This is a genomic window from Amycolatopsis sp. NPDC049688 (genome assembly GCF_040674975.1).
Classification (GTDB): Bacteria; Actinomycetota; Actinomycetes; order Mycobacteriales; family Pseudonocardiaceae; genus Amycolatopsis.
Window position 1 is genome coordinate 106510 of record NZ_JBFANY010000011.1, and the last position, 26224, is coordinate 132733.

The following is a 26224-nucleotide window of genomic DNA, read 5'->3' on the forward strand; positions in this document are numbered from 1 at the left end:
TTCGGCGACAGCTATGACCCGTGGGCGGCCCTCGCGGAACCACTCAGCGGAACCCGCGCAGGCGGAGGCTGTTGCTGACGACGAACACCGAGCTGAACGCCATCGCCGCGCCGGCGATCATCGGGTTCAGCAGGCCGGCCGCGGCCAGGGGCAGCGCCGCGACGTTGTAGGCGAACGCCCAGAACAGGTTGCCCTTGATCGTCCGCAGCGTCCGTCGCGACAGCCGGATCGCGTCCACCGCTGCCCGCAGGTCGCCACGCACCAGCGTCAGGTCCGCGGCCTCGATCGCCACGTCGGCGCCGGTGCCCATCGCGAGGCCCAGGTCGGCCTGGGCCAGGGCCGCCGCGTCGTTGACGCCGTCGCCGACCATGGCGACGACCTTGCCCTCGTCCTGCAGCCTGCGGACGACGTCGACCTTGTCCTTCGGCAGCACCTCGGCGACCACCTGCTCGATCCCCACCTCGGCGGCCACCGCCTTCGCGACGGCCTCGTTGTCCCCGGTCAGCAGCACCGGGGTCAAGCCCAGCGCGCGCAGCTTCCCGATCGCCTCGGCCGACGTCGGCTTCACCGTGTCCGCGACGACCAGCACCGCACGGGCCCGTCCGTCCCAGCCGACCGCGACCGCCGTCCGGCCGAGCCGCTCCGCCGAGGCCTTGGCTTCGGCCAGTTCGGCCGGCAGGTGCAGGCTCCACTGCTCCAGCAGCGCCGTCCGGCCGACGAGCACCGCCGCGCCATCGACGACGCCCTGCACACCGAGGCCTTCGATGTTGGTGAAGCCTTCGACCTCGGGCAGGTCACCGACCTTGTCCCGGGCGCCGCGGGCGATCGCCTGCGCGATCGGGTGCTCGGAAGCGTTCTCCAGAGCCCCGGCCAGCCGCAGCACCTTGTCCGCCTCGGCGCCGTCCGCGGTGTGCACGTCGACCAGCGCCATCCGGCCGGTGGTGACGGTGCCCGTCTTGTCCAGCACCACGGTGTCCACCCGGCGGGTCGACTCCAGCACCTCCGGGCCCTTGATCAGGATGCCCAGCTGCGCACCGCGCCCGGTCCCGACGAGCAGCGCGGTCGGCGTCGCCAGCCCAAGGGCGCACGGGCAGGCGATGATCAGCACCGCCACCGCGGCGGTGAACGCCGCCGACGCCGTACCGCCTGCGCCGAGCCAGAAGGCCAGCGTGCCCACGGACAGCGCGATGACGATCGGGACGAACACCGCCGACACGCGGTCGGCGAGCCGCTGGACCTGCGCTTTCCCGGTCTGCGCGTCCTCCACGAGCTTCGCCATCTGCGCGAGCTGCGTGTCGGACCCGATCCGGGTCGCCCGCACGACCAGCCGGCCACCCGCGTTGACGGTCGCGCCGGCCACGGAGTCTCCGGGACCGACCTCGACCGGCACGCTTTCGCCGGTGAGCATGCTCGCGTCGACCGCCGAGCTGCCGTCCTCGATCACGCCGTCGGTGGCGATCTTCTCGCCCGGCCGCACGACGAACCGGTCCCCTACCTGCAGCCGGTCGACCGGAATGCGCTCCTCGCGGCCGTTCCGCAGGACGGCGACGTCCTTCGCGCCCAGCTCGAGAAGCGCCCGCAGCGCAGCGCCGGCGCGGCGCTTGGAGCGGGCCTCGAAGTAGCGGCCGGCCAGGATGAACGTCGTCACGCCGGCGGCGACTTCGAGGTAGATGTTGCCGTCGCCGGACATCCGCTCGATGGTCAGCTCGAACGGGTGCTTCATCCCCGCGACGCCTGCGGTGCCGAACAGCAGCGCGTACAGCGACCACAAGAACGCGGCCAGCGTCCCGAGCGAGATCAGCGTGTCCATCGTCGCGGCGCCGTGCCGCAGGTTGGCCCACGCGGCGCGGTGGAACGGCCAGGCACCCCAGACGAGAACCGGCGCCGCGAGCGTCAGCGAAATCCACTGCCAGTACGTGAACTGCAGTGCCGGCACCATCGCCAGCAGCACCACCGGCAGCGACAGCACCGCCGACACGACCAGCCGCTGCCGCAACGCGCGGGCCGGGTCCTCTTCCTCGGCCGCCTCCGGCGTCTCGGTCTTCGGAGCGGGCAGCGTGGCGCCGTATCCCGCGGCCTCGACTTGCTCGACCAGCCGCTCCGGCTCGATGTCGCCGGAATAGACGACCTTCGCCTTTTCGGTGGCGTAGTTGACCGTGGCGGTCACGCCGTCCAGCTTGTTCAGCTTCCGCTCGATCCGCATCGCGCACGACGCGCAGGTCATCCCGGTGATGGCCAGCTCGACCTCGCCGGTTGCCACATCGGTGCTCATGCGCCGGCCCCCTCTCGCGTGGCGACGGTGAACTCGGCCGTGCGGACCTTCCCGGCGTGCTGGAAGTCCAGGAACAGCCGATAAGTGCCGGCCGAGGGAACCTCGGCGTAGAACGTCACCGCGGGGCCCGCCGGGGTCTTGCCGTCGCCGGGTTCGCCGTCCGGGTGGACGTGCAGGTAGGCGAGGTCGCCGCCGCGCAGCGCCACGAGGTGACCGTACGCGCCGAGGTAGGGCTGGAGGTCGGTGACGGGCTTGCCGTCCTTGGTGACCGTCACGGTGAGCTTCGACGTGTTGCCGGGAACCAGGTCGCCGTCGAGCCGGACCCGGTATCCGTCCACAGTGGACGCTTTCGACGGCGCGTGCTCGACCGGCCGGAAGTCGCCCGGCGCCACGAGGTCGACGCCCAGCGTCGTCGCTTCGGCACCGGCCGGCTTGAAGTCGGCGAAGGCGCGGTAGCTGCCCGCGTCCGCAATGGACAGTGGGACGCTCCAGGTGCCGTCGGCGGCGAGCTCGGGGTGCACGTGCTGGAACCCGGCGGTGTCCCGCCGGACGACGATGAGGTGCAGCCGCTTTTCGTGTTCGACGTCGAAGGCGGTGACTGGGTGTCCGTCCGGACCGGTGATGCGGAAGGTGAAGGGCGTCTTCGTCCCGGGAGTGAGCGTCGTGCTGGTGGGCGTGAGGGTGTAGCCGCCCCTGGACGACGCGAGCCCGCCGGGCTCGTGGGCGTTCGCGGCCTCCGCGACGGTGCCGCTGTGGGTGTCCCCGTGCCCGGCTTCCTCGTCGCCGTGCACCCCGGCCGCGCCGGAGAAGGGACCGACAGCGGTGCCGGTCGCCCAGGCGCCACCGGCGACCAGGACGAGCGCTACACCGTAGGCGGAGAGCTTCGCTGCTGTGTTCATTTCCGGGTCCTCGCTGTCTTCGCAGCTCGAGGAGCCGCCGCGGGTCAGGCGGTCAGCTCGTAGCCGGCTTCCTTGACGGCGCCGCGCACGTCCGCGACGTCGAGCTCCTTGCTGCTGGTCACGGTCACCTTCCCGGTCGGCAGGTCCACCACGACGCCGGTGACGCCGTCGATCTCGCCGATCTCCTCGGTGACCGAGCGCACGCAGTGCTCGCAGGTCATGCCGGTCACGGTGTAGGTCTGCTCGCTCATGCCTCAGTTATACCCTAGGGGGGTAGGGTAGGCAACCAACTCAGCGGCTCACTCGATCCGCTCGACGTGGAAGTACCCCACCGGCTTCGGACCCTCGGTGATCACGACGATCGTCCCCTCCTGGATCCGGTACGGGCCGGCGTTGTCGACCACCAGCCAGCACCCCGCCGCGGAGGCCGTCAGGGCGCCCGGTTCGAAGTCACGCAGCACGAACGACGCCAGCCCGGACGCCGCCGTTTGCGGTGGCACGTACGCGTTCGCCGCGTAGACGCCGTCGGGCGGGTGCGGTGGGCCCGTCAGGCGGCCACCCTGTTCCGCCGTCAGCCAGACCAGCCGGCCGCGGAACGGGAACCGGACGTCGTTCGGGAGATTCGGCACCGGATGAGTATGCACGCCAGGCCGGAAGGCGGGCGTCACCGCGCTTTGAAAGCGTTTTCAGTGCAGACGACCCGCTTGGCCCACTCGCGCCCGGCATGCCCGGTGCTACCGTCGCTTCACCGAAGATCCCGCCCCGGCCATAGCTGGGAGCGCTCTCGGATTCGGTGTCGGTTCTTGCCCGCAAGGAGGCGCGCATGAGTTCGTACGCACACGTCAAGAAAGCGCTTACCGCAGCTGCCGCACTGGTCACGGTGGCCGCGCTGGCGCCACCGGCCACGGCCGCCGCCACCACCCTGTACGTCGCACCCAACGGCAAGGACTCCGCCGCCGGCACGCAGGCGGACCCCACCACCCTGCCCGCCGCCCTCGGCCGGATCACCGCCGGGGGCACCATTTCCCTGCGCGGTGGCACCTACTCCTACGCCCAGACGGTCACCATCGCCCCCGCCAACAGCGGCACGTCCAGCGCCCGCAAGACGCTGTCGGCCTACCCCGGCGAAACCCCGGTGCTGAACTTCTCCGCCATGAAGGAGGACCCGGCCAACCGCGGTCTCGCCCTGAACGGGTCGTACTGGCGGGTCGCCGGCATCGTCGTCGAACGCGCCGGGGACAACGGGATCTTCGTCGGCGGCAGCAACAACGTCATCGAACGCGTGGTGACCCGCTTCAACCACGACTCCGGGCTGCAGATCTCGCGCATCGCGTCGAGCACGCCGAAGGACCAGTGGCCGTCGAACAACCTCGTCGTCAGCTCCGAATCGCACGACAACGCCGACTCCGACGGCGAAGACGCCGACGGATTCGCCGCGAAACTCACCGCCGGCCCCGGCAACGTCTTCCGCTACGACGTCTCCCACAACAACATCGACGACGGCTGGGACCTCTACACCAAGACCGACACCGGCCCGATCGGCCCGGTCACCATCGAAGACTCCCTCGCCTACGCCAACGGCACCCTCAGCAACGGCACCGTCAACAAGAACGGCGACCGCAACGGCTACAAGCTCGGCGGCGACAAGATCGCGGTCAACCACATCGTCCGGCGCGACATCGCCTACCGCAACGGCCACCACGGGTTCACCTACAACAGCAACCCCGGGACGATCACCGTTTCCGACAACGTCGGCATCGACAACGCCGAGCGCAACTTCTCCTTCGACACCGGGACCTCGGTGTTCCGCAACGACACGTCGTGCCGCTTCGCCAGTGGCGGGTCGAACGACAAGACCGTCGGCAGCGTCGACAGCTCCGACCAGTTCTGGACCGGCAAGAACGGCTCCCGGTGCTCGTCCTACGCCGGGACGATGAAGTGGTCCTTCGCCTCCGACGGCCGGCTCGTGGTCACTTTCGGCTGAAGATCGACGCCGTGCGTGGGCCGGGTGAGCCGGCCCACGCACGGCGTGGCGAACCTGTTGAAATGCTGTGAACCGGACAGAACTGGCACTCCTCGTGCCGCCCGCGCGTTCACCGGGTAGGGAGAACGGAGGGGCCATGGGTGCTCTGGGAACGCTGCTCGGCTTCCTGCTGAGCCTGTACCTGCTGGTGCTGGTCGCGCGGATGGTGCTGGACTGGGTCGGGATGGTGACCACCACCCCGCCGTGGGCGCGGCGCGCCCGCGGCCTGGCCTACGCCGCGACCGAGCCGGTGATCGGGCCGGTCCGGCGGGTCGTGCGGCCGGTGCGGATCGGCGGGATTTCGCTCGACCTGGCGTTCACGCTGGTCTTCGTCGGCGTGATCGTGCTGCGGAGCATCGTCTACGCCCTTTAGAGCGAGCCGCGGAAGCCCGCGGACAGCCGGTCGACGCCGCGTTCGAGCTCGGCGCGCAGGCCGCGCAGGTCGACGCCGTCGGGGTCGATGAGGGCCTGCATCGAGATCCCGCGCAGCTGGGCGAGCAGCGCCGAGGCGTACGAGTCGGGGTCGCGGACCCCGGTGATGGACCCGTCCGCGACCCCGCTGGCCACGGTCTGCGCGATGGCGAACCGGAAGCGGCGGTCGGCCTCGGTCAGCGCGCCGCGCAGGCCCGAGTACTCGGCGGCGGCGTCGCCCCAGAGCACCAGGAACGCCTGGTTGAGCGTCGGCATCGTGCGGATCAGCTCGAAGATGATGTCGAGCAGCGCGCGCAGCATGTCCATCGGCGTCGCGTTGGCCGCCCCGGTCCGGGCCGCGACGGCCTCGCTGTAAACGTTCGTGAACTCCTCGACGGCGTGCTCGACGAGCCGCCGCCCGAGCCCGTCCTTGTCGCCGAAGTGCTGGAAGACCACGGACCGCGCGTAGCCGGAGCGGGCGCAGACGCCGCCGATCTTCATCCGGCCGAAGCCCTCTTCGGCGATGAGCTGCGCTGCGGCCGCCAGGATGCGCGCTTCGGCGATCTCCTCGCCGCCCTCCTGGATCCGGCCTTCGGCGGAGCGGTCCACCGCGCCATGTTAGCGACTGCAACCGCTCCGCACCGGCCGAGCTGTCAGCGGATGGTGCGGGGACCGTCAGCGGCCGTGCGCAGTCTCGGGGTCGTCACCACCGACCCGAGAGGAACTCCCGATGACCGCCAAGACCGTGCTCGTTTCCGGGGCCGGCATCGCCGGCCCGTCCGCGGCCCACTGGCTGCACCGCGGCGGCTACCGCGTGACCGTCGTCGAGTCCGCGCCGGCGCCGCGGCCCGGCGGCCAGGCCGTCGACTTCCGCGGTGAGCAGGTGAAACTGCTGGCCGCGATGGGCGTCCTCGACGAGGTGCGCCGGTACGAGACGGCGATGGGCGACCAGACCGTGCTCGGTCTCGACGGCGCTCCCGCGCTGACCGTGCCCGGCGCCGCCTGGAGCGGGGAGGTCGAGATCCTGCGCGGCGATCTCGCGCGGATCCTCTACGAGCACACCGTGGCCCACACCGAATACGTTTTCGGCGACCGCGTCACGAGCCTCACCGAGACTGCGGACGGCGTCGAAGTCACCTTCTCCCGCGGGCCGTCGCGGAAGTTCGACCTGGTCGTCGGGGCCGACGGCGTGCACTCCGGGGTGCGGGCCGCGGCGTTCGGGCCGGAGCGGGACTTCCGGCGCGACCTGGGCTTCGGCATCGCCGGCTTCACCGCCCCCAACCACCTCGGGCTCGACCACGCCAGCGTCATGTACAACGAGCCGGGCCGCGGCCTCACCGTGGGCAGCCACCGGCTGCCGGACCGGCTGCACGTCAACCTCGTCTTCGCCGCCGACGGCGTCGAGTTCCACCGCCGCACGCCCGCCGAGCAGCGCGCGCTGCTCGCGCAGCTGTTCGCCGGTACCGGGTGGGAGACGCCGAAGCTGCTCGATGCGCTCCCGGCGGCCGACGACCTGTACGTCGACTCGATCAGCCAGATCCATCTCGATCAGTGGTCGAGAGGCCGGGTCGTGCTGCTCGGCGACGCCGCCTGGTGCGCCGGGCCCGGCGGCTCCGGCACCGGGCTGGCGATGATGGGTGCGCAGGTGCTGGCCGGGGAACTCGCGGCGGCCGGCGGCGACCACGTGACGGCGTTCGCGAAGTACGAGCAGCGGCTGCGCAAGCCGGCCACGGTCGGGCAGCGGAACGGCAAGGGCTCCGGCAACTTCCTCGCGCCGCGCACGGCGGCGAAGATCCGCAGCCGCAACCGCACCTACCGGATGCTGAACACGCGCGTATTCGGCAGCATTTTCCTCAAGATGACCGACCGGGCGGCGAACGCGCTCGAGTACCGCGAGTACCCCGCGCTCACCGCCGCGTGAGGCTGCCGATCTTCGTCTCATCGGGGGATCCGGGTGGCGGCCCGGCGCGACCGGCGTCACCCTCGACGCCATGTCACCACGTCGGGCCGCCGATACCCCGGTCAGGACGGCGCTCGCGGGGCTGGCCGTGCTCACTCTGGGCGTGGTGACCGCGCTCAACGCGCGGTCCCTACCAGTGATAGGGGACGGCACGACGTATTCGGCGGAATTCAGCGAAGCGGCCGGGCTCGCCGAGGGCAACGACGTCCGCATCGCTGGCGTCGAGGTCGGCCACGTGTCCGACGTGCAGCTGCGCGGCGGCCACGTGCTCGTTTCGTTCCGGGTCAAGGGTGCCTGGCTGGGCGACGCGACGACCGCGGCGATCCGGCTGAAGACCGTGCTGGGCCAGCAGTACCTCGCCCTCGACCCGCAGGGCGCGGACACGCTCGACCCGGGCACGCCGATCCCGCGGTCCCGGACCACCGTGCCCTACGACATCCTGGCCGCGTTCGGCCGTCTTTCGTCCACTGTGGACCACATCGACACCGCGCAGCTGACGAAGAGCTTCGACACGCTGTCGGCGACGCTGGCGAACACGCCGCAGAGTGTCCGCGCCGCGCTCACCGGGCTGTCGCGGCTGTCGGACTCTCTCGCGTCCCGCGACAGCCAGCTGGCCACGCTCCTCAGCAACACCCGCGTCGTTTCGCAAACGCTCGTTAACCGCGACACCGCCGTGCGACGGCTGCTGGACGACGGGAACCAGTTGCTCGGCGAGGTGAGCAGCCGCGAGACCGCGATCAGCAAGCTGCTCGACGGCTCGCGGCAGCTCGCCACCGAACTGTCCGGCCTGATCGCCGAAAACGAAGCGCAGATCGGCCCGGTGCTCACCCAGCTCGACCGGCTGACGTCGATGCTGCAGCGCAACCAGGACGCGCTCGCCGCCGGCATCCGCGGCCTGGCACCGCTGGTCCGGCTGGGCACGAACATCGCCGGGAGCGGCCGGTTCATCGACGGCTACCTGTGCGGGCTGCTCCTGCCTTCGTTCGGACCGCTCAACGAGGAGGGCTGTTACGGCTAGGTTCCGCGATCGGCGCCGTCGCCTGTCTCTTCGTTCGCCGCGGCGTTGCGACGGAACGGTACCGTCTCGTCCACCCCGGGAGGGCGGTTCAGGCGACGATGAGCCGGAACCCCGCGTCCCATTCCGGCAGGTCCATCAGCCCGGCGTGATCGGCGTGCCAGCGGCCGGATTCCAGGTCCGCCCGCAGCCGCGCGATGCCGCGGTCCACCGCGGTCGGCGACGTCTGCGCGAGCGCCGAGCACGACCGGCGCACCGCCGGATCGAGGTAGGCCTCCGGGCGCCGCCAGTACGCCGGGAAGACGCCGTCGGTGAAGTCCCACGGCACCGGCAGCACGCGCACCGAAGAAGCACCGAGGTACTCCGCGATCTCCGGCGCCGACGGACGGGACCGTTCCAGCGCGGCGATCTCCGGCACGTACTCGCGCACGAACCAGAAGTCGTTGTGCAACTCCGTGTCGTAGGCCAGCACGACCTGGCGGCGAGACACGCGGCGCAGCTCGTCGAGACCGCGGCGCCAGTCACCCCAGTGGTGCACGGTCAGCACCGCGAGGGCGGCCTCGAACACCGATAGAGAGAACGGCAGCGCCTCCGCAACCGCGCGCACGACCGGTGCCGCACCGCGCGGACGCTGCCGGATCATCTCCGCCGACGGCTCGACCGCGACGACCCGGCGACCGGGCGGCTCGTACGAGCCCGTCCCGGACCCGACGTCGAGCACGGAGGCAGCGTCGCCGAGCGCATCGAGCACCGGCGCGAGCCAGCGCGGATCAGTCCGCCGCCCGAGGGCGTAGCCGACGCCGATCTCGTCGTAGCGCTCTATCACCGTTCGGGACCGTCGCCGCCGTTCTGCTCGGCGAGGAAGCGCTCGAACTGCGAGCCGAGCTCCTCGGCCGTCGGCATGTGCTCGACGGACTCCGCGAGCAGGCTGCCCCGCTCGGACGCCTCGATGAACGTGTCGTACTGGCGCTCCAGAGCGCGCACGACGTCGGCGATTTCGTCGGACTCGGCGACCTGCCGGTTGATCTCGGCGTCGGCCAGCTCCGCGGCCGCGCGCAGCTCCCCCTCGGCCAGGCTCAGGCCGGTCGCGCGGCTCAGCGCGTCGAGGACGATCAGCGACGCGGCCGGGTACGTCGACTGCGCGAGGTAGTGCGGCACGTGCGCGGCGAAGCCCATGGCGTCGTGGCCCCACTCGCCGAGCCGGTACTCCAGCAGCGCGGCGAGGCTGCCCGGCACCTGCAGCCGGTTCGGCAGCGGCTGGTTGTCGCCGATCAGGTCCTTGCGGGTGGCGTGCGCGGTGACACCGAGCGGGCGCGTGTGCGGCGCCCCCATCGGGATGCCGTGGAAGCCGGCGGTCAGCCGGACGCCCCAGCGCTCGGCGAGGTTCCGGACCGCCGCGCAGAACCGCTCCCAGTCGTGGTCCGGCTCCGGGCCGGACAGCATCAGGAACGGCGTGCCGTCGGTGTCGTGCAGCAGGTGCACCACCAGCTCGGGCGCGTCGTAGTCCTCCCAGTGGTCGACCGCGTAGGTCATCGTCGGCCGCCGCGAGCGGTAGTCGATGAGCCGGTCGACGTCGAAGCGGGCGATCACCCGGTGCTCCCCGCCGAGCAGGTGCTCGGCCAGCAGACGGCCCGCCGAGCCGGCGTCCATGAACCCTTCGAAGTGGTGCAGCAGCACCGCCCCGCTCAGGTCGGGCACGTCCGAGTCCACCTCGTACAGGTCGTCGGGATCGAGTCCCACCGGGTCCTCCTGCTGCTCTTCACATGGCTGTCCGTCAAGCACAACACACCCCGAGTGGGATTCCATTCCGCCGACGGTGTCGCCGATCGTAACGGCACGCGTTCGAAGCCGGTTCGGATCGTCATCGTGACAAGTGTCGTGGGCGCGCAAGGCCCCGATCGGGCACGCTTGAGGCGTGAGCGAACACACCACGGCGTTGCGGCTGCGGCCGCCGGCGCACCGGGTCAGCCGCCGGGCCATCGGCTACTGGACGGTCACCGCCTCGATCCTGTGGATCATCCTGATCGGCGTGCAGACGCTCATCGCGGTGACCAGCGACGACACGCCGTCGTTCCTGACGGTGACGCTGGTGCTTTCCTGCGTGCTCTGCCCGCTGCACCTGATCGTGATGCCGCAGTGGCGCTACCGCGTGCACCGCTGGGAGGTCACCGGCGAGGCCGTCTACACGCAGTCCGGCTGGCTGAAGCAGGAGTGGCGGATCGCGCCGGTCTCGCGGATCCAGACCGTCGACATCGAGCGCGACCCCTTCGAGCAGCTGTTCGGGCTGGCGAAGATCACCGTGACGACGGCGTCCGCGGCGGGCCCGCTGCGCATCGCGGGCCTGGCGCACGATCGCGCGCTCGCGCTGGCCGACGAGCTGACGAAGACGACCCAGGCGGTGCGAGGGGACGCGACGTGAGCAGCACGGAAACGGTCGTGACCCCGCCGGCCGAGGGCACGCAGGACGCGCCGTGGCACCACCTCGACCGGCGCATGCTGCTCATCCGGCCGGTGCTGGACCTGGCGAAGTCCCTCCCGGTGCTGCTGGGCGCGCTGCTGTTCGGCCACGGCGAACCGTGGCAGTGGATCGGCCTCGTGTTCACCGCGATCGCCGTGTTCACCGGTGTCTCGCACGTGCTGACCTCGCGCTACCGGATCACCGGGTCGCAGGTCGAGTGGCACACCGGGCTCCTGCTGCGCAAGCAGCGCGCGATCCCGCGCGACCGGATCCGCACGGTCGACGTCACCTCCGAGCCGAAGCACCGGCTGTTCTCGCTGGCCGCGGCGCGGATCGGCACCGGACGGCACTCGCACGGGAAGGGGCCGGGCAAGGACGAGCTCGTCCTCGACGCCGTCACCATCGCCGAGGCCCAGCGGCTGCGGACGCTCCTGCTGCACCGGAAGGAAGTCGTGGCGACGGAGGCCGCCGCGCCGCCCGAGCAGCTGATCGCCGCGGTCGACAAGCGGTGGCTGCGGTACGCGCCGTTCACGCTGTCGGGGCTGGCCGTGGTCGGCGCAGCCGTCGGCACCGTCTACCACTTCGCGCACGAGCTGCACTTCGACCCGATCCAGTTTTCGCTGGTCCAGGCGGTCGTCGGGCACTTCGCCGAGACGCCGGCGTGGCTGAGCCTGGTGCTCGCCGCCGCCGGTCTGCTGGTGCTCGTCTCGCTGCTGTCGATCGGCGGGTACGTGCTTTCGTTCTGGAACTTCCGGCTCACCCGCGAACCGGCAGGCACCCTGCACGTCCGGCGCGGGCTGATCACCACGCGGTCGGTGTCCATCGAGGAGGACCGCCTGCGCGGCGCCGAAATCCGGGAGCCGCTGCCGCTGCGGCTGGCCGGCGGCGCGCGCTGCGTCGCCATCGCCGGCGGGCTGCGCGAAGGCAAGGGCGCGGACAAGGGCGGCGGCCTGCTGTTGCCGCCGGCGCCGGTGGCACGCGCGCACGAAGTCGTAGCGCAGGTGCTCGGCACGGACCCGGCCGCGACGCCGCTGGTGCGGCACCCGCGGCGGGCGCTGTACCGGCGGCTCTCGCGGGCCGTCTTCGGCGTGCTGCTGCTCGCCGCGGCCCTCTACGGCCTGGCGTGGCTCGGCGCCCTGCCGGACTGGCCGTGGCAGGTCGCGCTCGTGCTGGTGCCCGTCGCCGCACTCGTCGGCTGGGACCGCTACCGCGGTCTCGGGCACGCGCTCGCCGGCCGCTACCTGGTGACGCGGTCGGGTTCGCTGGACCGCGGCACGGCGGCGGTCCGCTGCGACGGGCTGACCGGGATCGTCGTCGAGCGCTCGTACTTCCAGCGCCGGGCCGGGCTGGTCACGCTGGTCGCGCCGGTCGCCGCGGGCAAGGGCAAGTACCGGGTGCTCGACGTCGGCGAGGCCGACGGGCTGGCGCTCGCCGACCGGGCCGTCCCCGGCCTGCTGACGCCGTTCCTCACCGGTGACCGGGACCGCGGTTGACGGTTCACCCGCGTCGCTCCTAACGTGAATTCCGCCGTCCGAAACCCTCGACCGCAGTTCGCGTTCACGAGAGGACGGCAGAATGTTTCGCAAGCTCTTCGGCGTGCTCGCCGCGGGGATCGTCGTGGCTTCGGCCTTCGCCCCGACCGCCGCCGCCGCGGAAAACCCCTACGGCGACCCGAATCTGGTTCCGATGTTCGACGGCACGGACCTGAGTGCGTGGACGTCGTCGAAAACCGGCCTGTGGTCGGCGAAAAACGGCGTCATCCACGGCAACGGCACCGCACGCGGCTGGTTGTACTACAACAAACAGCAGGTCGGCACGTTCCGGTGGATATTCAATGTCCGGCAGGTCAAGGGCAACCACAAACCCACCGTGCTGATCTGGGGCACCACCGATCCGATCCGCGACGCGCTGAGCGCCATCCAGTTCCAGCCGCCGAACGGCGGGCACTGGGACTACCGGCCGGGGCACAACGACGGCGGCGGGAAACTGTTCCAGCAGCTGCCGCACACGACCATCGACATCAAAAAGTGGGCGCAGTGCGAGCTGATCGGCGACGCGGCCACCGGCGTGGCGCGGATGGCGTGCTGCCCGCTCACCGGCACGGCGATCACCTGCAAGGGCACCGAGGTGCTGCGGTTCACCGACAAGACCGCCGGGCGGGTGGGCCCGCTGGCGCTGCAGGTGCACAACTCCGGGATCCAGGACGAGTACCGCGGGCTCTACGTCGAGTCACCGGTGGTGACGAAACCGGGCGAATTTCTCACGATGTGACGCGGGTGAGCCGGCGGCGGGCCTTTCGCGGCACCGCCGCCGGTAATACCTGGCCTTCGTTTCACACTACGTGCTAATTTATTCACCGCGTGTGATAGCGAAGGACGTTTTTGTCTCACCGAGAGGTCATGATGACGCCTGCCGTCAGTAGCGTCGACGGTTCCGCCACCACTTCCCCGCGCCGCACGCCCGGTGCCAGCAGTTCCCGCAAGGTCCTCCAGCTGCTGCTGGCCTTTTCGGAGCGGCGGTGGGAGGCGAGCGTCGCGGAACTCGCGGCGACCATCGGCAGCCCGGTGGCCACGACCTACCGCTACGTGGCCCTGCTCAAGGAGCTCCAGCTGCTCGAGGAGGGCCGGGCCGGGCACTACCACCTCACCAGCCAGGTGATGCCGCTGGCGCGGGCCGCGCAGCTGGCGAACGACATGGTGCGGCTGGCCCGTCCGGCGATGGAGGAGGCGGCGCGGGAACTCGGCGAGACGGTGATGCTGTTCCAGCAGTTCGGCGACTCCGCCGTGTGCGCGGACCGCGTCGAGTGCGACCGCGCCATGCGGTTCACGTTCGAGCCGGGGCATTCGCTGCCGCTCGGCGTCGGCGCGTCCGGCAAGATGCTGCTCGCGCTGCTGCCGGAGATCGAACGCGACCGGCGGTGGGCGTCGATCGTCGAGCAGCGCGGCCCGGGAGTGCGCGACGAGCTGAAGCGGGCGCTGGAGAACCGGTTCGCGGTCAGCTCCGGCGAACTCGACGAAGGCGTCTGGGCGTGTTCGGTGCCGGTGCAGACGATCGGCAGGCGGCCGACGGTGCTGAGCCTGGCCGGCCCGGCCGCCCGGATCACCGACGAGGCCCGGCACACGGCGATCACCGCCCTGCAGGAGTACGCGATCCGCATCCAGCGGGCGATCTCGTCTTATTCGCTGTGAGAATCCGGCGCAGGCGCGTACAACTGCCCGGGTGATCCGGCTTGCGCGTCCCGACGACCTGCCCGCGTTGATCGACGTCGAACGCGAAGCGGGAGAGCTGTTCCGCGACGTCGGCATGGCCGCGATCGCCGACGACGACCCCGGCTCGGTGGCGGAGCTGGCGGTGTACCAGTCCGCCGGCCGCGCGTGGGTGAGCGTCGACGCGGGCGACCGGCCGGTCGCCTACCTGGTCGCGGAGGTCGTCGACGGGTGCGCGCACATCGAGCAGGTCTCGGTCCGGCCGTCCCACGCGCGGCGCGGGCTCGGCCACGCCCTGATCGAGACGCTCGCCGAGTGGGCTGCTTCGCGGGGTCTGACGGCGTTGACGCTGACGACGTTCACGGAGGTGCCGTGGAACGCGCCGTACTACGAGAGGCTGCGATTCCGGGTCGTCCCGGAGCCGGAAATCGGCCCCGGCCTGCGTTCGATCCGCCGTGCCGAGGCGGCGCGCGGCCTGGACGCCTGGCCGCGCGTCGCGATGATCCGACCGCTCTGACCTGCGCTTTTACCCGCCGCTCCCCTACTTGGGGGAGAGAGTGGCGCGGGTGGTCGAACATGTGTTCTACTGTGCCTGCCGGTCCCGGAGGGGGAAGCTCCGCGGGCCGGCCCACAGACTTCGGGAGGTTGTTGTGGCGGTCAAGATCACCCACCTGACGAACGGCCAGCAGGTCCGGTTCGCCAACGCCGACGGCGCCCGCCGGTACGCCGAAATCATGGGCGGCGGCGTGGACAAGTGGCGCTTCACGGTCGTGCCCGAGGACCCGATGCTGCGGAAAATGTCGGACTCGGTCGTTAACGTGCCGGTATGGCGCATGACTTCCAGGTAGTGGTGGATTCGGCCGACCCGCACGTGCTCGCCGGCTGGTGGGCCGAGACGCTCGGCTGGTCCGTGGAACCGACGGACGAGGACTTCATCCGCGAGATGATCGCGAAGGGGTACGCGAAGGAAGAGGAGACCCGGACTTACCGCGGGGCCCTGGTGTGGAAGACGGGTGCGGGGATCCGTCACCCGGACTCGCCGCCGGAGGGGCCGCCGCGGCGGATCCTCTTCCAGGAGGTTCCGGAGGCGAAGACGGTCAAGAACCGGGTGCACCTGGACGTGTGGGTCGGCGCGGAGAACGTCGAGGCGACGATGGAGAAGCTGAAGTCGCGCGGGGCGACGTACCTGTGGCGGGGACGGCAGGGGCCGCACAGCTGGGTGACCATGGCGGACCCCGAGGGGAACGAGTTCTGTATTTCTTGAGTTCGTGAAGGGGGCTCTTTCCCGCCTTGGGCGGCGGGAAAGAGCCCCTTCACCGACGTCAGACCTGCGCCGCCAGGCGGTCCAATGCCTTCGGCAGGGCCGCCGCCAGCAGGTCCAGTTCGGGCTCGGCCGCCACCAGCGGCGGGGACACCGCCACACCCCGGCCCAGGTTCCGCACGATCACGCCCTCGTCCCGGCAGGCTCGCTGCAGCTTCACCGGTGCTCCCGGGTCCGCGTCGACGACCTCCGCCGTCAGCTCCACCGCCGCCAGGAAGCCCAGGCCCGCCCGGACCTCCTTCACGAGCTCGTGCCCGCTGACCCCCGACACCGCGTCGGCCAGGGGTTTCTCCAGCTCGCGGCCGCGGGGGATCAGGCCGTCGCGCTCGTAGATGTCCAAGGTCGCCAAGCCTGCCGCGCACGCCACCGGGTGGCCCGCGTAGGTGGCGCCGTGGCGGAAAATCGGCGCTCCCGGCTTGCCCGTGAAGAACGGCTCCGCGACCCGCGGCGCCACGACCAGCGCACCCAGCGGGATCGTGCCGCCCGTGATGCCCTTCGCCGTCGTGATCATGTCCGGCTGCACCGGCCAGCGGTCGATGCCGAACCACGTGCCGAGGCGCCCCCACGCCGCGATCACGCAGTCCGCGACGAACAGCACCTCGTGCCGGCGGCAGATCGCCGCCACCTCCTCGAGGTACCCCTCCGGCGGCAGCAGCACGCCGCCCGCGCCGATCACCGGCTCGCAGAAGAACGCCGCGACACGCGCCGCGCCGACGCGCTCGATCTCCGCCTCCAGCGCCGCCGCGCTGTCGTACGGGACGTGCGAAAAGTCCGGCGGCTGCGGGCCGACGTTCGCCGCATTGGCCGGGATGCCGCCGACGGCCGTGCCGAACCCGTGCGTGCCGTGGTAGCCCTGGGCCCGGCCGATCACGTGCACCTTCTCCGGCCGCCCAGTGTGCGCGAAGTACGCCCGCGCGAGCTTCACCGCCGTGTCGATCACGTCGCCGCCGCCCGAGCCGAAGAACACCTTCGACCCCGGTTCCGGGGCCAGCGCGGCGACGCGGTCCGCCAGCTCGATCGCCGGCTGGTTCGCGTTGTAGCCGAACAGGTTGTACGAGTCGAGCGTCTGCAGCTGCTTGGCGACGGCTTCGGTGATCTCCGGGCGGCCGTGGCCGAAGTTCGCGTACCAGAGCGACGCGGTCGCGTCGAAGTACCGGCGGCCCGCGTCGTCCCAGACGTACGAGCCCTCGCCGCGGGTGATCACCATCCGGTCGCCGTCGACCGCACCCATGTCGGCGAACGGGTGCCACAGGGCGTGCTGTGCTGACATCGGTCCTCCTCAGTCCTGCCCCCATCCCTACCAGGGCGCGGCGCCGGGCGCGAACACTCCATCGTGCACAGTTCGCCGCGCCGGACTGGCCGGTCAGTCCAGGAACTCGCTGATCTCCTCCGCCGTGTATCCCAGCTCCGCGAGGACTTCCGCGGTGTGCTGGCCCAGTGTCGGGGGCGCCGACGTCGGCCGCGGCGGGGTGTCCGACGCCTTCACCGGGAAGCCCGTGCCCACGTACGTCCCGACCGTCGGGTGCGGCAGCCGCACCACCTGTTCGCGCGCGGCCGCCCACGGGTCCGCGTAGACGTCGTCGACCTCGTTGACCGGGGCCGCCGGGATGCCCGCCGCGTCGAACGACTTCATCCACTCTGCCGCCGTGCGGGTCAGCAGCACCGGCTCGAGCAGGGCGTTCAGCTCGTCGCGGTGTGCGGCGCGAAGGGCGTTCGACGCGAACCGCGGGTCGGCGGCGATGTCCAGGCCGAGCACGCCGCAGAACGCGTGCCACAGCTTTTCGCTGCCGACCGCGATGACCAGCCAGCCGTCGGCGACGTGGTAGCCCTGGTACGGGACGATGCTCGGGTGCGCCGACCCCATCCGGCGCGGCCGCGGTGTGTCGTAGAAGGTCGCGCCGGCGGCGTAGACGTGCCAGGCCAGCTGACTGTCCAGAAGGGACACGTCGAGGTACTGGCCGCGACCGGTGGTGTGCCGGGCCTGCAGCGCCATCAGCACCCCGATGATCGCCCACGTCCCGGCGTTCAGGTCCGCCACCGGCAGCCCGACCTTCGCCGGCGCGCCGTCCGGTTCGCCGGTCAGCGACATCACGCCGCCGAGGGCCTGGGCGACCAGGTCGTACCCCGCGCGGTCGCGGTACGGGCCGGTCTGCCCGAAGCCGGTGATGGACACGTGGATCAGCCGCGGGTTCAACTCCGCCAGTTCGGCGTACCCGATGCCCCACTTCTCGAGCGTCCCGGGCCGGAAGTTCTCGACGAGCACGTCGGCGCCGGTGACCAGCCGCCGCAGCGCGTCCCGCCCGCGGTCGCTCTTGAGGTCGAGCACGATCCCGCGCTTGTTCCGGTTGGCGGCCAGGTAGTAGACGGCCTCGTCGCCGACGAACGGCGGCCCCCAGCCGCGGGTGTCGTCGCCGTGCCCCGGCGGCTCCACCTTCACCACGTCGGCGCCCATCTCGCCCAGGTACTGCGTGCAGTACGGGCCGGCGAGGATGCGGGAGAGGTCGACGACCTTGATCCCGTCCAGCGGGCGGAATCCGTCGGGGACAGCGGGCATCGTCGGCTCCTCGTCGGGCGTGGTCACGGCGCCGTTCCCCCGGCGCTGAGCTCGAGCAGCCGGGCTTCGGCGTCGCGCAGGTAGCGGTCCAGGGCGGCCTCCGCGGCGTCGAACCGGCCGCGGCGCAGGTCGCGCAGGATCTCGTCGTGGCACCCGAGAAACGGTTCGTAGAACTCCCGCGTGTTCTCGTTGAGCACGAAGAACAACCGCGTTTCGGCGAGCACCTGGCGCATCGTCGCGGAGAGGCGCTCGCTGCCGGCCAGGTCCGCGAGGGCCTGGTGGAAGTGGATGCTGGCGGTGCCCACCGCCGGCCAGTCCTCGGCGTCCGCTGCCGCCCGGCCGTCGCGGAGCGCGTTCTCTATCACTGATAGATCGACACTCTGCAGCTCCGCGGCGCGACGCAGCGCGCCGCACTCGGTGGCGCGGCGCACGACGTAGAGGTCCGCGATGTCGTCCGTGGTCAGCTCGCGCACGAACACGCCCCGGTTGAGCTCGTGCACGGCCAGCCGTTCGTGGGCGAGCAGCTGGAACGACTCGCGCAGCGTGTTGCGCGAGACCCCGAGCGCCGCGCTGATCACCGGCTCGGACAGCCGTTCACCGGGCGCGAAGACGCCGTCGGTGATGTGCTGGCGCAGGATCGCCGCGACCCGCTCGGCCGTGCCGCTGCGCTCGAGCAGGTGCCGCGCGCCCTCCAGCCCCGAGGCATCGACGGTCACGGCGCTACCTGACGCCGAGCTCGAAATCGAGGCTGTAGCGGTTGCCCGGCATCGCGCCCGCGGCCTTCGCGCCGTCGATCGGCAGCACGACGCCGTTGACGAACCGCGACTCGTCGCTCGCCAGGAACACCACCGCCTTCGCGACCTCCCACGCCTCGCCGACGCGCGCCGCGGGCGTGCTCGCGACCAGCTGGTGCTGCTTGGTCTCGAACTCCTCCGGCGAGTTGAGGGTGCTGCGCAGCATGTCGGTGTCGATCGCGCCGGGGTTCACCGTGTTGGCCCGGATGCCCTGGTGCGCGTGCGCGACGGCGATGGATTTCGTCAGCCCGACCAGCGCGTGTTTGGTGGCGTTGTACACCGGGTCACCGGGACGGCCCATCACGCCGCCGTTGGACGACGTCGTGATGATGCTGCCCGCCTTCTGCTCGATCATGTGCGGCAGCACGGCGCGGGTGCCGAGGAACGCGGCGCGGACGTTGAGGGCGAAGATGTGGTCGAACTCGGCCAGCGTCGTGTCGGCGAGCGGTTTCCCGAGGTGGATGCCGACGTTGTTGAACAGCACGTCGATGCGGCCCGCTTCGGCGATGACGCCGTCGACGAACGCCGCCACGGCAGCTTCGTCCGTGGCGTCCACTATGGAATGCCGGTAGCCGTCGACCGCTGCCGCGGGCTCCCGGATGTCGGAAGCGAAGACCGTCGCCCCTTCGGCGACGAACTCCTTCACCGTGGCGAGGCCGATTCCCCGCGCGCCGCCGAAGACGATCGCCACCTTGCCGGCCAACCGACCCATGTCACTTCCCCGCTCTCAATCGTGCCGTCTGCTCTTCGTCCACTGTGTAGTCTTCGGGCAGCCGGACGAGCGCGTCCGGCTGCCCCAGGTACACCACCTCGACGCCGTACACCTCACGCGCTGCTTCTCGCGAGACGTAACCCTCGACGACGTCGGCGAGCACCGCCGCCACCGGCCGTTCGAACGGCGGCCCGTAACCGCCGCCGCCCGGCAGCGTGACGTCCACAACGGACTCCGCGGCCAGCGTCACCCGGCTCTTCGCGGGCAGATCCGCGCCGCCGTGCAAGCCGAAGCGGCCGATCGCGCCCGGGTATCCACCGTCCACTCCGGACGCCGCGGCGCGCACGCGGTCGACGTTCCCGTTGACGCTCCAGGGGAGTTCTCCGCGCCCACCCATCGTCGTCACCTGGCCGAGACCGCCGCGCCACCGTCCGGGACCGCCGGAGTCGGCGCGCAGCTCCCGCGAGTACTGGACCAGCGGCGCCGTCGTTTCGATCACCTCGGTCGGCGTCGACCGCAGGCCGCTCGGGAACCCCGTGGTGCTGAGGCCGTCCTTGCCCCGGCGCGCACCCGTGCCGCCGGTCTGGAAGACGTTCAGCATGAACCCGGGGCCGCGCCAGATGGTCATCCACAGCGCGTCGGCGCTCGGCGCGATCGCCGTGCCGGGCAGCGCGCCGATCAGCAGCGACGGCAGGAAGTGCCCGATCAGGTGCCGCGACGCGACCGGCGCCGGCGGCAGGCAGTTCAGCACCGAGCCTTCGGGCGCGGTGACACGCACCGGCCGGAACGACCCGGCGTTGTGCGGCACCTCCGGCGAGATCGCCGCCTTGACCGCGAAGGACGCGTACGCCCGCGTGTAGTTCAGCACGACGTTGATCCCGCGACGGCTCTGCGGCGACGAGCCCGCGAAGTCGAGGTGGATCCCATCACCGTCCACAGTGGCCGCGACGCGCAACACGATCTCTTCGTCGTCGAAGCCGTCGGTGACGACTTCGTTGGTGTATGTCCCATCGGGAAGCGCTCGCAGCGCGTCCCGCAGAGCCTGCTCCGAGCGATCCATGATCTCGGCGGCGACGTCGTCCAGCGTCTCGAGGCCGAGTTCGTCCAGCAGCCGCAGCAGGCTCGCCGCGCCAACCTCGTTGCCGGTGACCTGCGCGTACAGGTCGCCGATGGTCTCTTCCGGCGTCCGGACGTTCGCCCGGATCAGCCGTTCCAGGTCGGCGTTGACCTCACCGGCGCGCAGGAACTTCAGAATCGGCAGCCGCAGGCCTTCTTCGAAGACTTCGTGGGCTTCGGCGGAGACGAGCCGGCCGCCGATGTCGGGCGCGTGGCAGCACGACGCGAACCACGCGACCAGCCGGCCGCGCCGGAACACCGGCGTCGCCACCGTGATGTCGTTGATCTGCCCGGCGGTCTGCCACGGGTCGTTGGTGAGCAGCACGTCCCCGGGTTCGAGGGTCTCCGGCGGGTAGGCCGCGACGAAGTGGTGCATGCCGGTGGCCATCGCGTTGATGTGCCCGGGCGTGCCGCCGACGGACTGGCCGATCATCTCGCCGCGGGAGTCGAACACCGCGCACGCCAGGTCGAGCGACTCCCGCACGACGGCGGAGAAAGCCGTGTTGACCAGCGCGTTCTGCTGCTCGGCGAGGATGGAGTGCAGCCGGTTGCCGAACAGCCCGGCGAGGAGGGGGTCGACGCTCACACCGTCACCTCCAGGGCTCCGTCGGCCCGGACGACGCAGTGCGCGCCGGGCGGGACGACCACGGTGGACTCGCGTTCCTCCACGATGGCCGGTCCGTCGACCCGCGTGCCCGCCGCCAGCCGGTACCGGTCGAACACGGCCGTGTCGACAAATCCACCTGCCGAGGGGAAGTAGGCCTTGCGCACACCCTTCTGCGCGCTGCCGCCTGCCGTCTGCGCAGTCGGTCGCAGAGCGACGTCGGGCGCGGGCCCGCTCGACACGACGCGCCAGTTCAGCACCTCGATGCCGACGTCCGGCCCGGTGCGCCGGTACAGAGCGCGGTAGGTGTGGGTGAATTCCTCTATCAGTGATAGAGGCCAGTCGCCGCCGCGGACCGGAACGCGGATCTCGTATCCCTGCCCGGTGTAGCGCATCTCGGCGATCCGCCGGTGCGTCACCTCGTCCACCCCGGACTTGGCGAGCAGCGCGGCGCCTTCGGCTTCCATGTCGGAGAACAGCGCGTCGACCTGTTCCCACTCCAGATCGTGCACGGCCGCGCGCGCCGAGCGGACGAAGTCGAACGCCAGCGGCGCGGTGAGGAATCCCGCGGCGCTGAGCACACCGGCGGCCGGCGGCGCGACGACGGACGGTGCACCGAGTGCCCGCGCGACGCCTGCGCCATGCACCGGACCCGCACCGCCGAAGGTGTACATCGGCAGCTTCGCCGGATCGTGCCCGCGCTCGACGGCGTGCACGCGGGCGGCGTTGGCCATGTCCTCGTTGACGCTGGTGTGGATCCCCCAGGCAGCTTCTTCGATACTCACGCCGAGCGGGGTGGCGATCCTCTCCTCTAGCACTGATCGGGAAGCCTCGGCGTCCAGGCGCATGCCGCCGCCGAGGAAGTACCCCGGGTCGAGGTAGCCGAGCACGAGGTCGGCGTCGGTGACCGTCGGCTCGGTGCCGCCCCGGCCGTAGCAGGCGGGGCCGGGCTCGGACCCCGCCGAGTCCGGCCCGACGGTCAGCAGCCCCAACGCGTCGATGCGGGCGATCGATCCGCCCCCGACGCCGATCTCGATCAGGTCGATGACCGGCACCTGCACCGGCAAGCCCGAGCCGGGCAGCAGCCGGTACTTGCGGTCCACCTCGAACTGGTGCGTGACCAGCGGCGCGCCCTCCGAGATCAGGCACAGCTTCGCCGTAGTGCCGCCCATGTCGAAGGCCAGCAGGTCCGGCGGGCCCAGCACCGCGGCCGCCAGCGCCCCGCCCGCCGGGCCGGACTCGAGGATGCGGATGGGGTACCGGGCCGCGGTCTCGACGGTGGCCACACCGCCGTTCGACAGCATGATGTGCGGCGCCCGCGTGATCCCGAGTCCACTCAATCGGTGTTCGAGATCGCGCAGGTAGCGCTCGGTGAGGTCCTGGACGTAAACGTTCGCTGACGTGGTCGACGCGCGCTCGTACTCCCGGATCTCCGGAACGACGTCCGAAGACAGCGCGACGCGCATCCCGGGCGCAACCTCGGCGAGTATCTCCGCAACGCGCCGCTCGTGCGCGGGATTCGTGAAGGAGTGCAGGAAGCACACAGCGACCGCTTCGATCCCGCGGTCCGCCAGCTCGCGGCCGAGCTTTCGCACGTACTGCTCGTCAAGCGCAGTGTGCACGGATCCGTCGGCGAAGATCCGCCCTGGGACGTCGAACCGCAGGTGCCGCGGCACCAGTGGCGCGGGCAGTTCGAGGTGCAGGTCGTACAGCTCGTACCGGTGTTCGCGGCGCATCTCCAGGACGTCGCGGAAGCCCGCGGTGGCCAGCAGCGCGGTCCGCGAGCCGGTGCGCTCGATCAGCGCGTTCGTCACCAGGGTCGTTCCGTGGACCACCTGCGTCACGTCGGAAGCCGCGATCCCGGCGTCCGCCAGCAGCGCGGCCAGTCCCTCTATCACCGCTAGAGCCGGCGCGTCGTGCGTGGTCAGCACCTTGCCGACGGCGACGATGCCGGTCTCGTCCACCGCGCAGAGATCGGTGAACGTCCCGCCGATGTCGACGCCGATCCTCATGTCCGGTACCACCGCGGCGAGGTGTTCAACGGCGGCTTGAGCTTGGCCTTGACGACCAGCACGTTCGGCTCGTCCGACTCGACGAACTCGCCGAGCAGCCGCCGGAACGCCCGCCCGAACCCGGAGACGCGGTCGGCGTGCACCCCGAAGGACCGGGCCAGGCCGACGAAGTCCGGGCTGTCCCAGTCGACCCCGCGGTGCGGCAGGCCCTCGCGGTCCTGGTCGTAGCGCAGCATCCCGTAGCCGCCGTCGTCGACGAGGATGACCGTGACCGGCAGCTGCTCCTGCGCCAGCGTCGCCAGGTCGCCGCAGCCGTAGAGGAATCCGCCGTCTCCGGTGATGCAGATCGCTCGCCCGGTGCCAGCCGCGGCCGCGCCGAGCGACGCCGGGAAGCCGTAGCCGAGCGTCCCCCAGCCCATCGGGTAGGCGAGCTTGCGCGGCGCCCGCACCCGGTGGAAGCCGCCGACCCAGTACCCGGCGACGCACATGTCGGACACCAGCACCGCGTCCGTCGGCAACACCTCGTCCAAAGTGGACAGAAAGTCGTAGGCCTGCGGCTCCTCGTCCCGGATCCGCTGGCGCACCCGCCGGCCGATGCCGGCCAGCCGGAGCGTGATGTCGTCGAGGCCGGGACGCTGCTTCGGCAGCAATCTATCGACGATAGAGCGCGCGTCGCCGACGAGCGTCAGGTCCGGCTGGTAGTTCTTGGCGGCGTCGTCGGCGTCGACGTTGACCGCGATGAGCGCCGGAGGCTTCGGCATCCGCCAGTTCTGCGTCATCAGGCCGTCGAAGTCGGTGCCGATGGCGAGCACGACGTCGGCTTCATCCCAGAGTTCCCCGACCTCCGGCGTGTGCACCGGGTTCGGCGCCAGGCACGGGTGGTCGAGCGGGAGCAGCCCGCGGGCGGCGAACGTGGTGATCACCGGCGCGGCGAGCTTCTCCGCGAGCGCGCCGATGGCGTCGCCTGCGCCCGAGCGCAGCGCGCCACCGCCGGCCCAGATCAGCGGGTGCCGCGCGTCGGAGAGCATCGTCTCGGCCCGCGCGAGGTCCGGGACGTCGACGTCGGGCTTGCGGTGCGGCGCGGGCGGGCGGCGGTGCGGCACGCTCTCGCGCAGGTAGTCGGTCGGCACGCCGAGGTAGACCGGGCCGCTCTGCGGCAGCTGCGCGAGCCGGGCGGCGCGGTGGACGGTCGTGCCGATCTGATCGGGCGCGCGCACGGTGAAGCCGCCCTTGGTCACCGGCGCGAACATCGCCTGCTGGTCGGAGGTCTCGTGCAGCACGCCGCGGACGACGCCGGGACGCCGCAGTGCCGACGGGATGTCGGTGGCGATGACCAGCACCGGGGCCGCGGACGCCATGGCCTCGCCGACCGCGCCGAGGGTGTTCGCCGCGCCCGGGCCGGTGGTGACCAGCGCGACGCCGAGCTTGCCGGTGGCGCGGGCGTAGCCGTCGGCGGCGTACCCGGCGGTCTGTTCGTGGCGGACGCCGACGAGCTTGATGCGGGTTTCACCGAGCGCTTCCCAGAGTGGCAGGTTGTGCACCCCCGGAAGGCCGAACACGATCTCCGTTCCGAGCGCTTCCAGCGCGTCCACCAGCTCCCGAGCACCACTCACAGCCACGGCGCGGATACTGCCAGATCGTTGAACGATCTGGCAATCGGCCCTAGACGATGTGGTGCTCCACCGGTGCGGTATCGGCGCTCTCGAACCGCCGGACGTCCAGCTCGGTGATGTCCACCGCCGGCTCGCGCTCCAGGTAGAGGTCCCGGATCAGTTCTCCGGCGGCCGGCGCCATCTGGAAGCCGTGCCCCGAGAAACCGGTCGCGTAGAAGAACCGCGACAGCAGGACGCTTCGCCCGAGGATCTCGTTGCGGTCCGGCGTCATTTCGTACAACCCGGCCCAGGCGGTGCGGACCCCCGCGTCGAGCACGGCGGGAATCCGGCGGGCGGCCAGCTCGGCCAGGCGCGGCAGCCACTCGCCCGGCTCGTACCCGGTGCCGAAACCGGGGAAGCCGTCGTCCTCGCTGAACGACATCGCCAGGCCCGGTCCCTCACGGTGGAAGTAGAACGCCGACGGCAGCTCGATGGTCAGCGGAACCGATTCCGGCAGCCCGGGCACCGGCCCGGTGAACACGACCTGCCGCCGGTAGGGCCGCACCGGGAGATCGAGGCCGGCGAGTTCGCCGATCCGTCCGGACCACGCACCCGCGGCGCACACCACAGCGCCGGTCCGGACGAACCCCGCCGTCGTGACGACGCCGGTCAGTGTGTCGCCGTCGCGCTCGATCCCGGTGACCTCGACGCCGGTGCGCAGCACCGCGCCGCAAGCGCGCGCCGCACGCGCGTAGCCCTGGACGACAGCGTCCGGCGTCGCCTTCGCGTCGTCCGGCGACCACAGCGCCGCGACGACGCCGTCCGTCTCTATCAGTGGTAGAGCCTGCTTCGCCTCCGCGGGATCGAGGAGGTGACTGCGGACGCCGTACTCACGCTGCAGCTCCGCGCAATGTCCGATTGCGGGAACGTCCGCCGGGTCGGTCAGCAGGTACAGGTAGCCGTCGCGCCGGAAGTCGATCTCGACGCCGAAGTCGCGCGAGAAAGCGCTGTACGCGGCGAGCCCGCGCAGCCCCAGCTCGACGTTGACGCGCGTGGTGAACGACGACCGGATGCCGCCCGCGGCCTTCGCCGTGGAGCCGCCGCCCAGCTCGCCGCGTTCGAGCAGCAGCACGTCGACGCCGGCTTCGGCGAGCCGGAACGCGCAGCTGACGCCGATGACGCCACCACCGATCACGACGCATTCGGCCATCGGTGGCAACGACGTTTCCCCGGCGCCGCGGACGGTCATACTCGCCAGAGTAGAACGTGATCCAC

General features: G+C 71.3%; 26 protein-coding genes. 11 read left to right on the top strand and 15 right to left on the bottom strand.

All coding sequences use genetic code 11. The annotated features are described in order from the left end of the window. Positions 1–43: 43 nt before the first annotated feature. From AB0J55_RS30280 to AB0J55_RS30295, 4 genes are read right to left on the bottom strand one after another with little or no spacing between them, the layout of a single operon-like run. The gene (locus AB0J55_RS30280) at positions 44–2272 is read right to left on the bottom strand and encodes a heavy metal translocating P-type ATPase (protein WP_364255901.1); all 2229 of its coding nucleotides are present in this window, start codon (positions 2270–2272) and stop codon (positions 44–46) included. Next, positions 2269–3171, bottom strand: coding sequence for a hypothetical protein (locus AB0J55_RS30285; protein ID WP_364255904.1), 903 nt, complete (start codon positions 3169–3171; stop codon positions 2269–2271). The genes AB0J55_RS30280 and AB0J55_RS30285 overlap by 4 nt, the downstream gene beginning before the upstream one ends. 44 nt (positions 3172–3215) lie before the next feature. Beyond that, the gene (locus tag AB0J55_RS30290) at positions 3216–3422 is read right to left on the bottom strand and encodes a heavy metal-associated domain-containing protein (protein WP_364255907.1); all 207 of its coding nucleotides are present in this window, start codon (positions 3420–3422) and stop codon (positions 3216–3218) included. Positions 3423–3470: 48 nt separating this feature from the next. Continuing rightward, positions 3471–3800: a hypothetical protein gene (locus AB0J55_RS30295; RefSeq protein ID WP_364255910.1), complete on the bottom strand. Its 330-nt coding sequence runs from the start codon at positions 3798–3800 to the stop codon at positions 3471–3473. A gap of 194 nt (positions 3801–3994) precedes the next feature. Between AB0J55_RS30295 and AB0J55_RS30300 the strand changes: the two genes are divergently transcribed. Beyond that, on the top strand, positions 3995–5155 hold the full coding sequence (locus AB0J55_RS30300; protein ID WP_364255912.1) for a right-handed parallel beta-helix repeat-containing protein: 1161 nt from the start codon (positions 3995–3997) through the stop codon (positions 5153–5155). Positions 5156–5291: 136 nt separating this feature from the next. Further along, complete coding sequence (locus AB0J55_RS30305; protein ID WP_364255915.1) at positions 5292–5567, top strand: YggT family protein; 276 nt, start codon at positions 5292–5294, stop codon at positions 5565–5567. On the opposite strand, the gene AB0J55_RS30310 is transcribed toward AB0J55_RS30305, so the two are convergent. Beyond that, entirely contained in the window at positions 5564–6214 is a 651-nt protein-coding gene (locus AB0J55_RS30310; RefSeq protein ID WP_364255918.1) for a TetR/AcrR family transcriptional regulator, read from the bottom strand. The two genes, AB0J55_RS30305 and AB0J55_RS30310, sit on opposite strands and share 4 nt — an antisense overlap. A 121-nt stretch (positions 6215–6335) precedes the next feature. Here AB0J55_RS30310 and AB0J55_RS30315 point away from each other — a divergent pair, with 121 nt between their 5' ends. Together AB0J55_RS30315 and AB0J55_RS30320 are read left to right on the top strand one after the other, a co-directional pair. Beyond that, the gene (locus AB0J55_RS30315) at positions 6336–7526 is read left to right on the top strand and encodes an FAD-dependent monooxygenase (protein ID WP_364255921.1); all 1191 of its coding nucleotides are present in this window, start codon (positions 6336–6338) and stop codon (positions 7524–7526) included. 70 nt (positions 7527–7596) lie between these two features. Next, positions 7597–8583: an MCE family protein gene (locus AB0J55_RS30320; protein WP_364255924.1), complete on the top strand. Its 987-nt coding sequence runs from the start codon at positions 7597–7599 to the stop codon at positions 8581–8583. Between the two features lie 88 nt (positions 8584–8671). Here AB0J55_RS30320 and AB0J55_RS30325 read toward each other — a convergent pair whose 3' ends face one another. Then, on the bottom strand, positions 8672–9403 hold the full coding sequence (locus tag AB0J55_RS30325; RefSeq protein WP_364256307.1) for a class I SAM-dependent methyltransferase: 732 nt from the start codon (positions 9401–9403) through the stop codon (positions 8672–8674). Next, positions 9403–10320, bottom strand: coding sequence for a PAC2 family protein (locus AB0J55_RS30330; RefSeq protein ID WP_364255927.1), 918 nt, complete (start codon positions 10318–10320; stop codon positions 9403–9405). The genes AB0J55_RS30325 and AB0J55_RS30330 overlap by 1 nt, the downstream gene beginning before the upstream one ends. Positions 10321–10495: 175 nt before the next feature. Here AB0J55_RS30330 and AB0J55_RS30335 point away from each other — a divergent pair, with 175 nt between their 5' ends. From AB0J55_RS30335 to AB0J55_RS30365, 7 genes are all read left to right on the top strand, one after another. Beyond that, a complete protein-coding gene (locus tag AB0J55_RS30335; RefSeq protein WP_364255930.1) occupies positions 10496–10999 on the top strand; it encodes a PH domain-containing protein in 504 nt (167 codons plus the stop codon). 74 nt (positions 11000–11073) lie between these two features. Beyond that, on the top strand, positions 11074–12531 hold the full coding sequence (locus AB0J55_RS30340; protein ID WP_364256310.1) for a PH domain-containing protein: 1458 nt from the start codon (positions 11074–11076) through the stop codon (positions 12529–12531). Between the two features lie 82 nt (positions 12532–12613). Continuing rightward, positions 12614–13309 carry a family 16 glycoside hydrolase gene (locus AB0J55_RS30345; protein WP_364255933.1) on the top strand — a complete coding sequence of 232 codons (696 nt, stop codon included), beginning with the start codon at positions 12614–12616 and terminating at the stop codon, positions 13307–13309. Positions 13310–13440: 131 nt separating this feature from the next. After that, positions 13441–14226: an IclR family transcriptional regulator C-terminal domain-containing protein gene (locus tag AB0J55_RS30350; protein ID WP_364256313.1), complete on the top strand. Its 786-nt coding sequence runs from the start codon at positions 13441–13443 to the stop codon at positions 14224–14226. Positions 14227–14257: 31 nt separating this feature from the next. Then, positions 14258–14761: a GNAT family N-acetyltransferase gene (locus AB0J55_RS30355; protein ID WP_364255936.1), complete on the top strand. Its 504-nt coding sequence runs from the start codon at positions 14258–14260 to the stop codon at positions 14759–14761. A 133-nt stretch (positions 14762–14894) separates the two neighbouring features. Continuing rightward, a complete protein-coding gene (locus AB0J55_RS30360) occupies positions 14895–15092 on the top strand; it encodes a hypothetical protein (RefSeq protein WP_004561810.1) in 198 nt (65 codons plus the stop codon). Further along, entirely contained in the window at positions 15092–15508 is a 417-nt protein-coding gene (locus AB0J55_RS30365) for a VOC family protein (RefSeq protein ID WP_364256316.1), read from the top strand. The genes AB0J55_RS30360 and AB0J55_RS30365 overlap by 1 nt, the downstream gene beginning before the upstream one ends. A 58-nt stretch (positions 15509–15566) precedes the next feature. On the opposite strand, the gene AB0J55_RS30370 is transcribed toward AB0J55_RS30365, so the two are convergent. From AB0J55_RS30370 to AB0J55_RS30405, 8 genes are all read right to left on the bottom strand, one after another. Next, positions 15567–16835: an aminotransferase class III-fold pyridoxal phosphate-dependent enzyme gene (locus AB0J55_RS30370; RefSeq protein WP_364255939.1), complete on the bottom strand. Its 1269-nt coding sequence runs from the start codon at positions 16833–16835 to the stop codon at positions 15567–15569. 93 nt (positions 16836–16928) lie between these two features. After that, on the bottom strand, positions 16929–18119 hold the full coding sequence (locus tag AB0J55_RS30375) for a CoA transferase (protein WP_364255942.1): 1191 nt from the start codon (positions 18117–18119) through the stop codon (positions 16929–16931). Positions 18120–18142: 23 nt separating this feature from the next. Further along, entirely contained in the window at positions 18143–18835 is a 693-nt protein-coding gene (locus AB0J55_RS30380; protein WP_364255945.1) for a GntR family transcriptional regulator, read from the bottom strand. Between the two features lie 4 nt (positions 18836–18839). Beyond that, positions 18840–19625, bottom strand: coding sequence for an SDR family oxidoreductase (locus AB0J55_RS30385; protein WP_364255948.1), 786 nt, complete (start codon positions 19623–19625; stop codon positions 18840–18842). 1 nt (position 19626) lies between these two features. Beyond that, positions 19627–21327 carry a hydantoinase B/oxoprolinase family protein gene (locus tag AB0J55_RS30390; RefSeq protein ID WP_364255951.1) on the bottom strand — a complete coding sequence of 567 codons (1701 nt, stop codon included), beginning with the start codon at positions 21325–21327 and terminating at the stop codon, positions 19627–19629. After that, positions 21324–23357, bottom strand: coding sequence for a hydantoinase/oxoprolinase family protein (locus tag AB0J55_RS30395; RefSeq protein ID WP_364255954.1), 2034 nt, complete (start codon positions 23355–23357; stop codon positions 21324–21326). Before AB0J55_RS30395 ends, AB0J55_RS30390 begins: the two co-directional genes overlap by 4 nt. Continuing rightward, on the bottom strand, positions 23354–24976 hold the full coding sequence (locus tag AB0J55_RS30400; RefSeq protein ID WP_364255957.1) for a thiamine pyrophosphate-binding protein: 1623 nt from the start codon (positions 24974–24976) through the stop codon (positions 23354–23356). Before AB0J55_RS30400 ends, AB0J55_RS30395 begins: the two co-directional genes overlap by 4 nt. 43 nt (positions 24977–25019) lie before the next feature. Further along, entirely contained in the window at positions 25020–26198 is a 1179-nt protein-coding gene (locus AB0J55_RS30405; RefSeq protein WP_364255960.1) for an FAD-binding oxidoreductase, read from the bottom strand. Between the last annotated feature and the right edge of the window lie 26 nt (positions 26199–26224).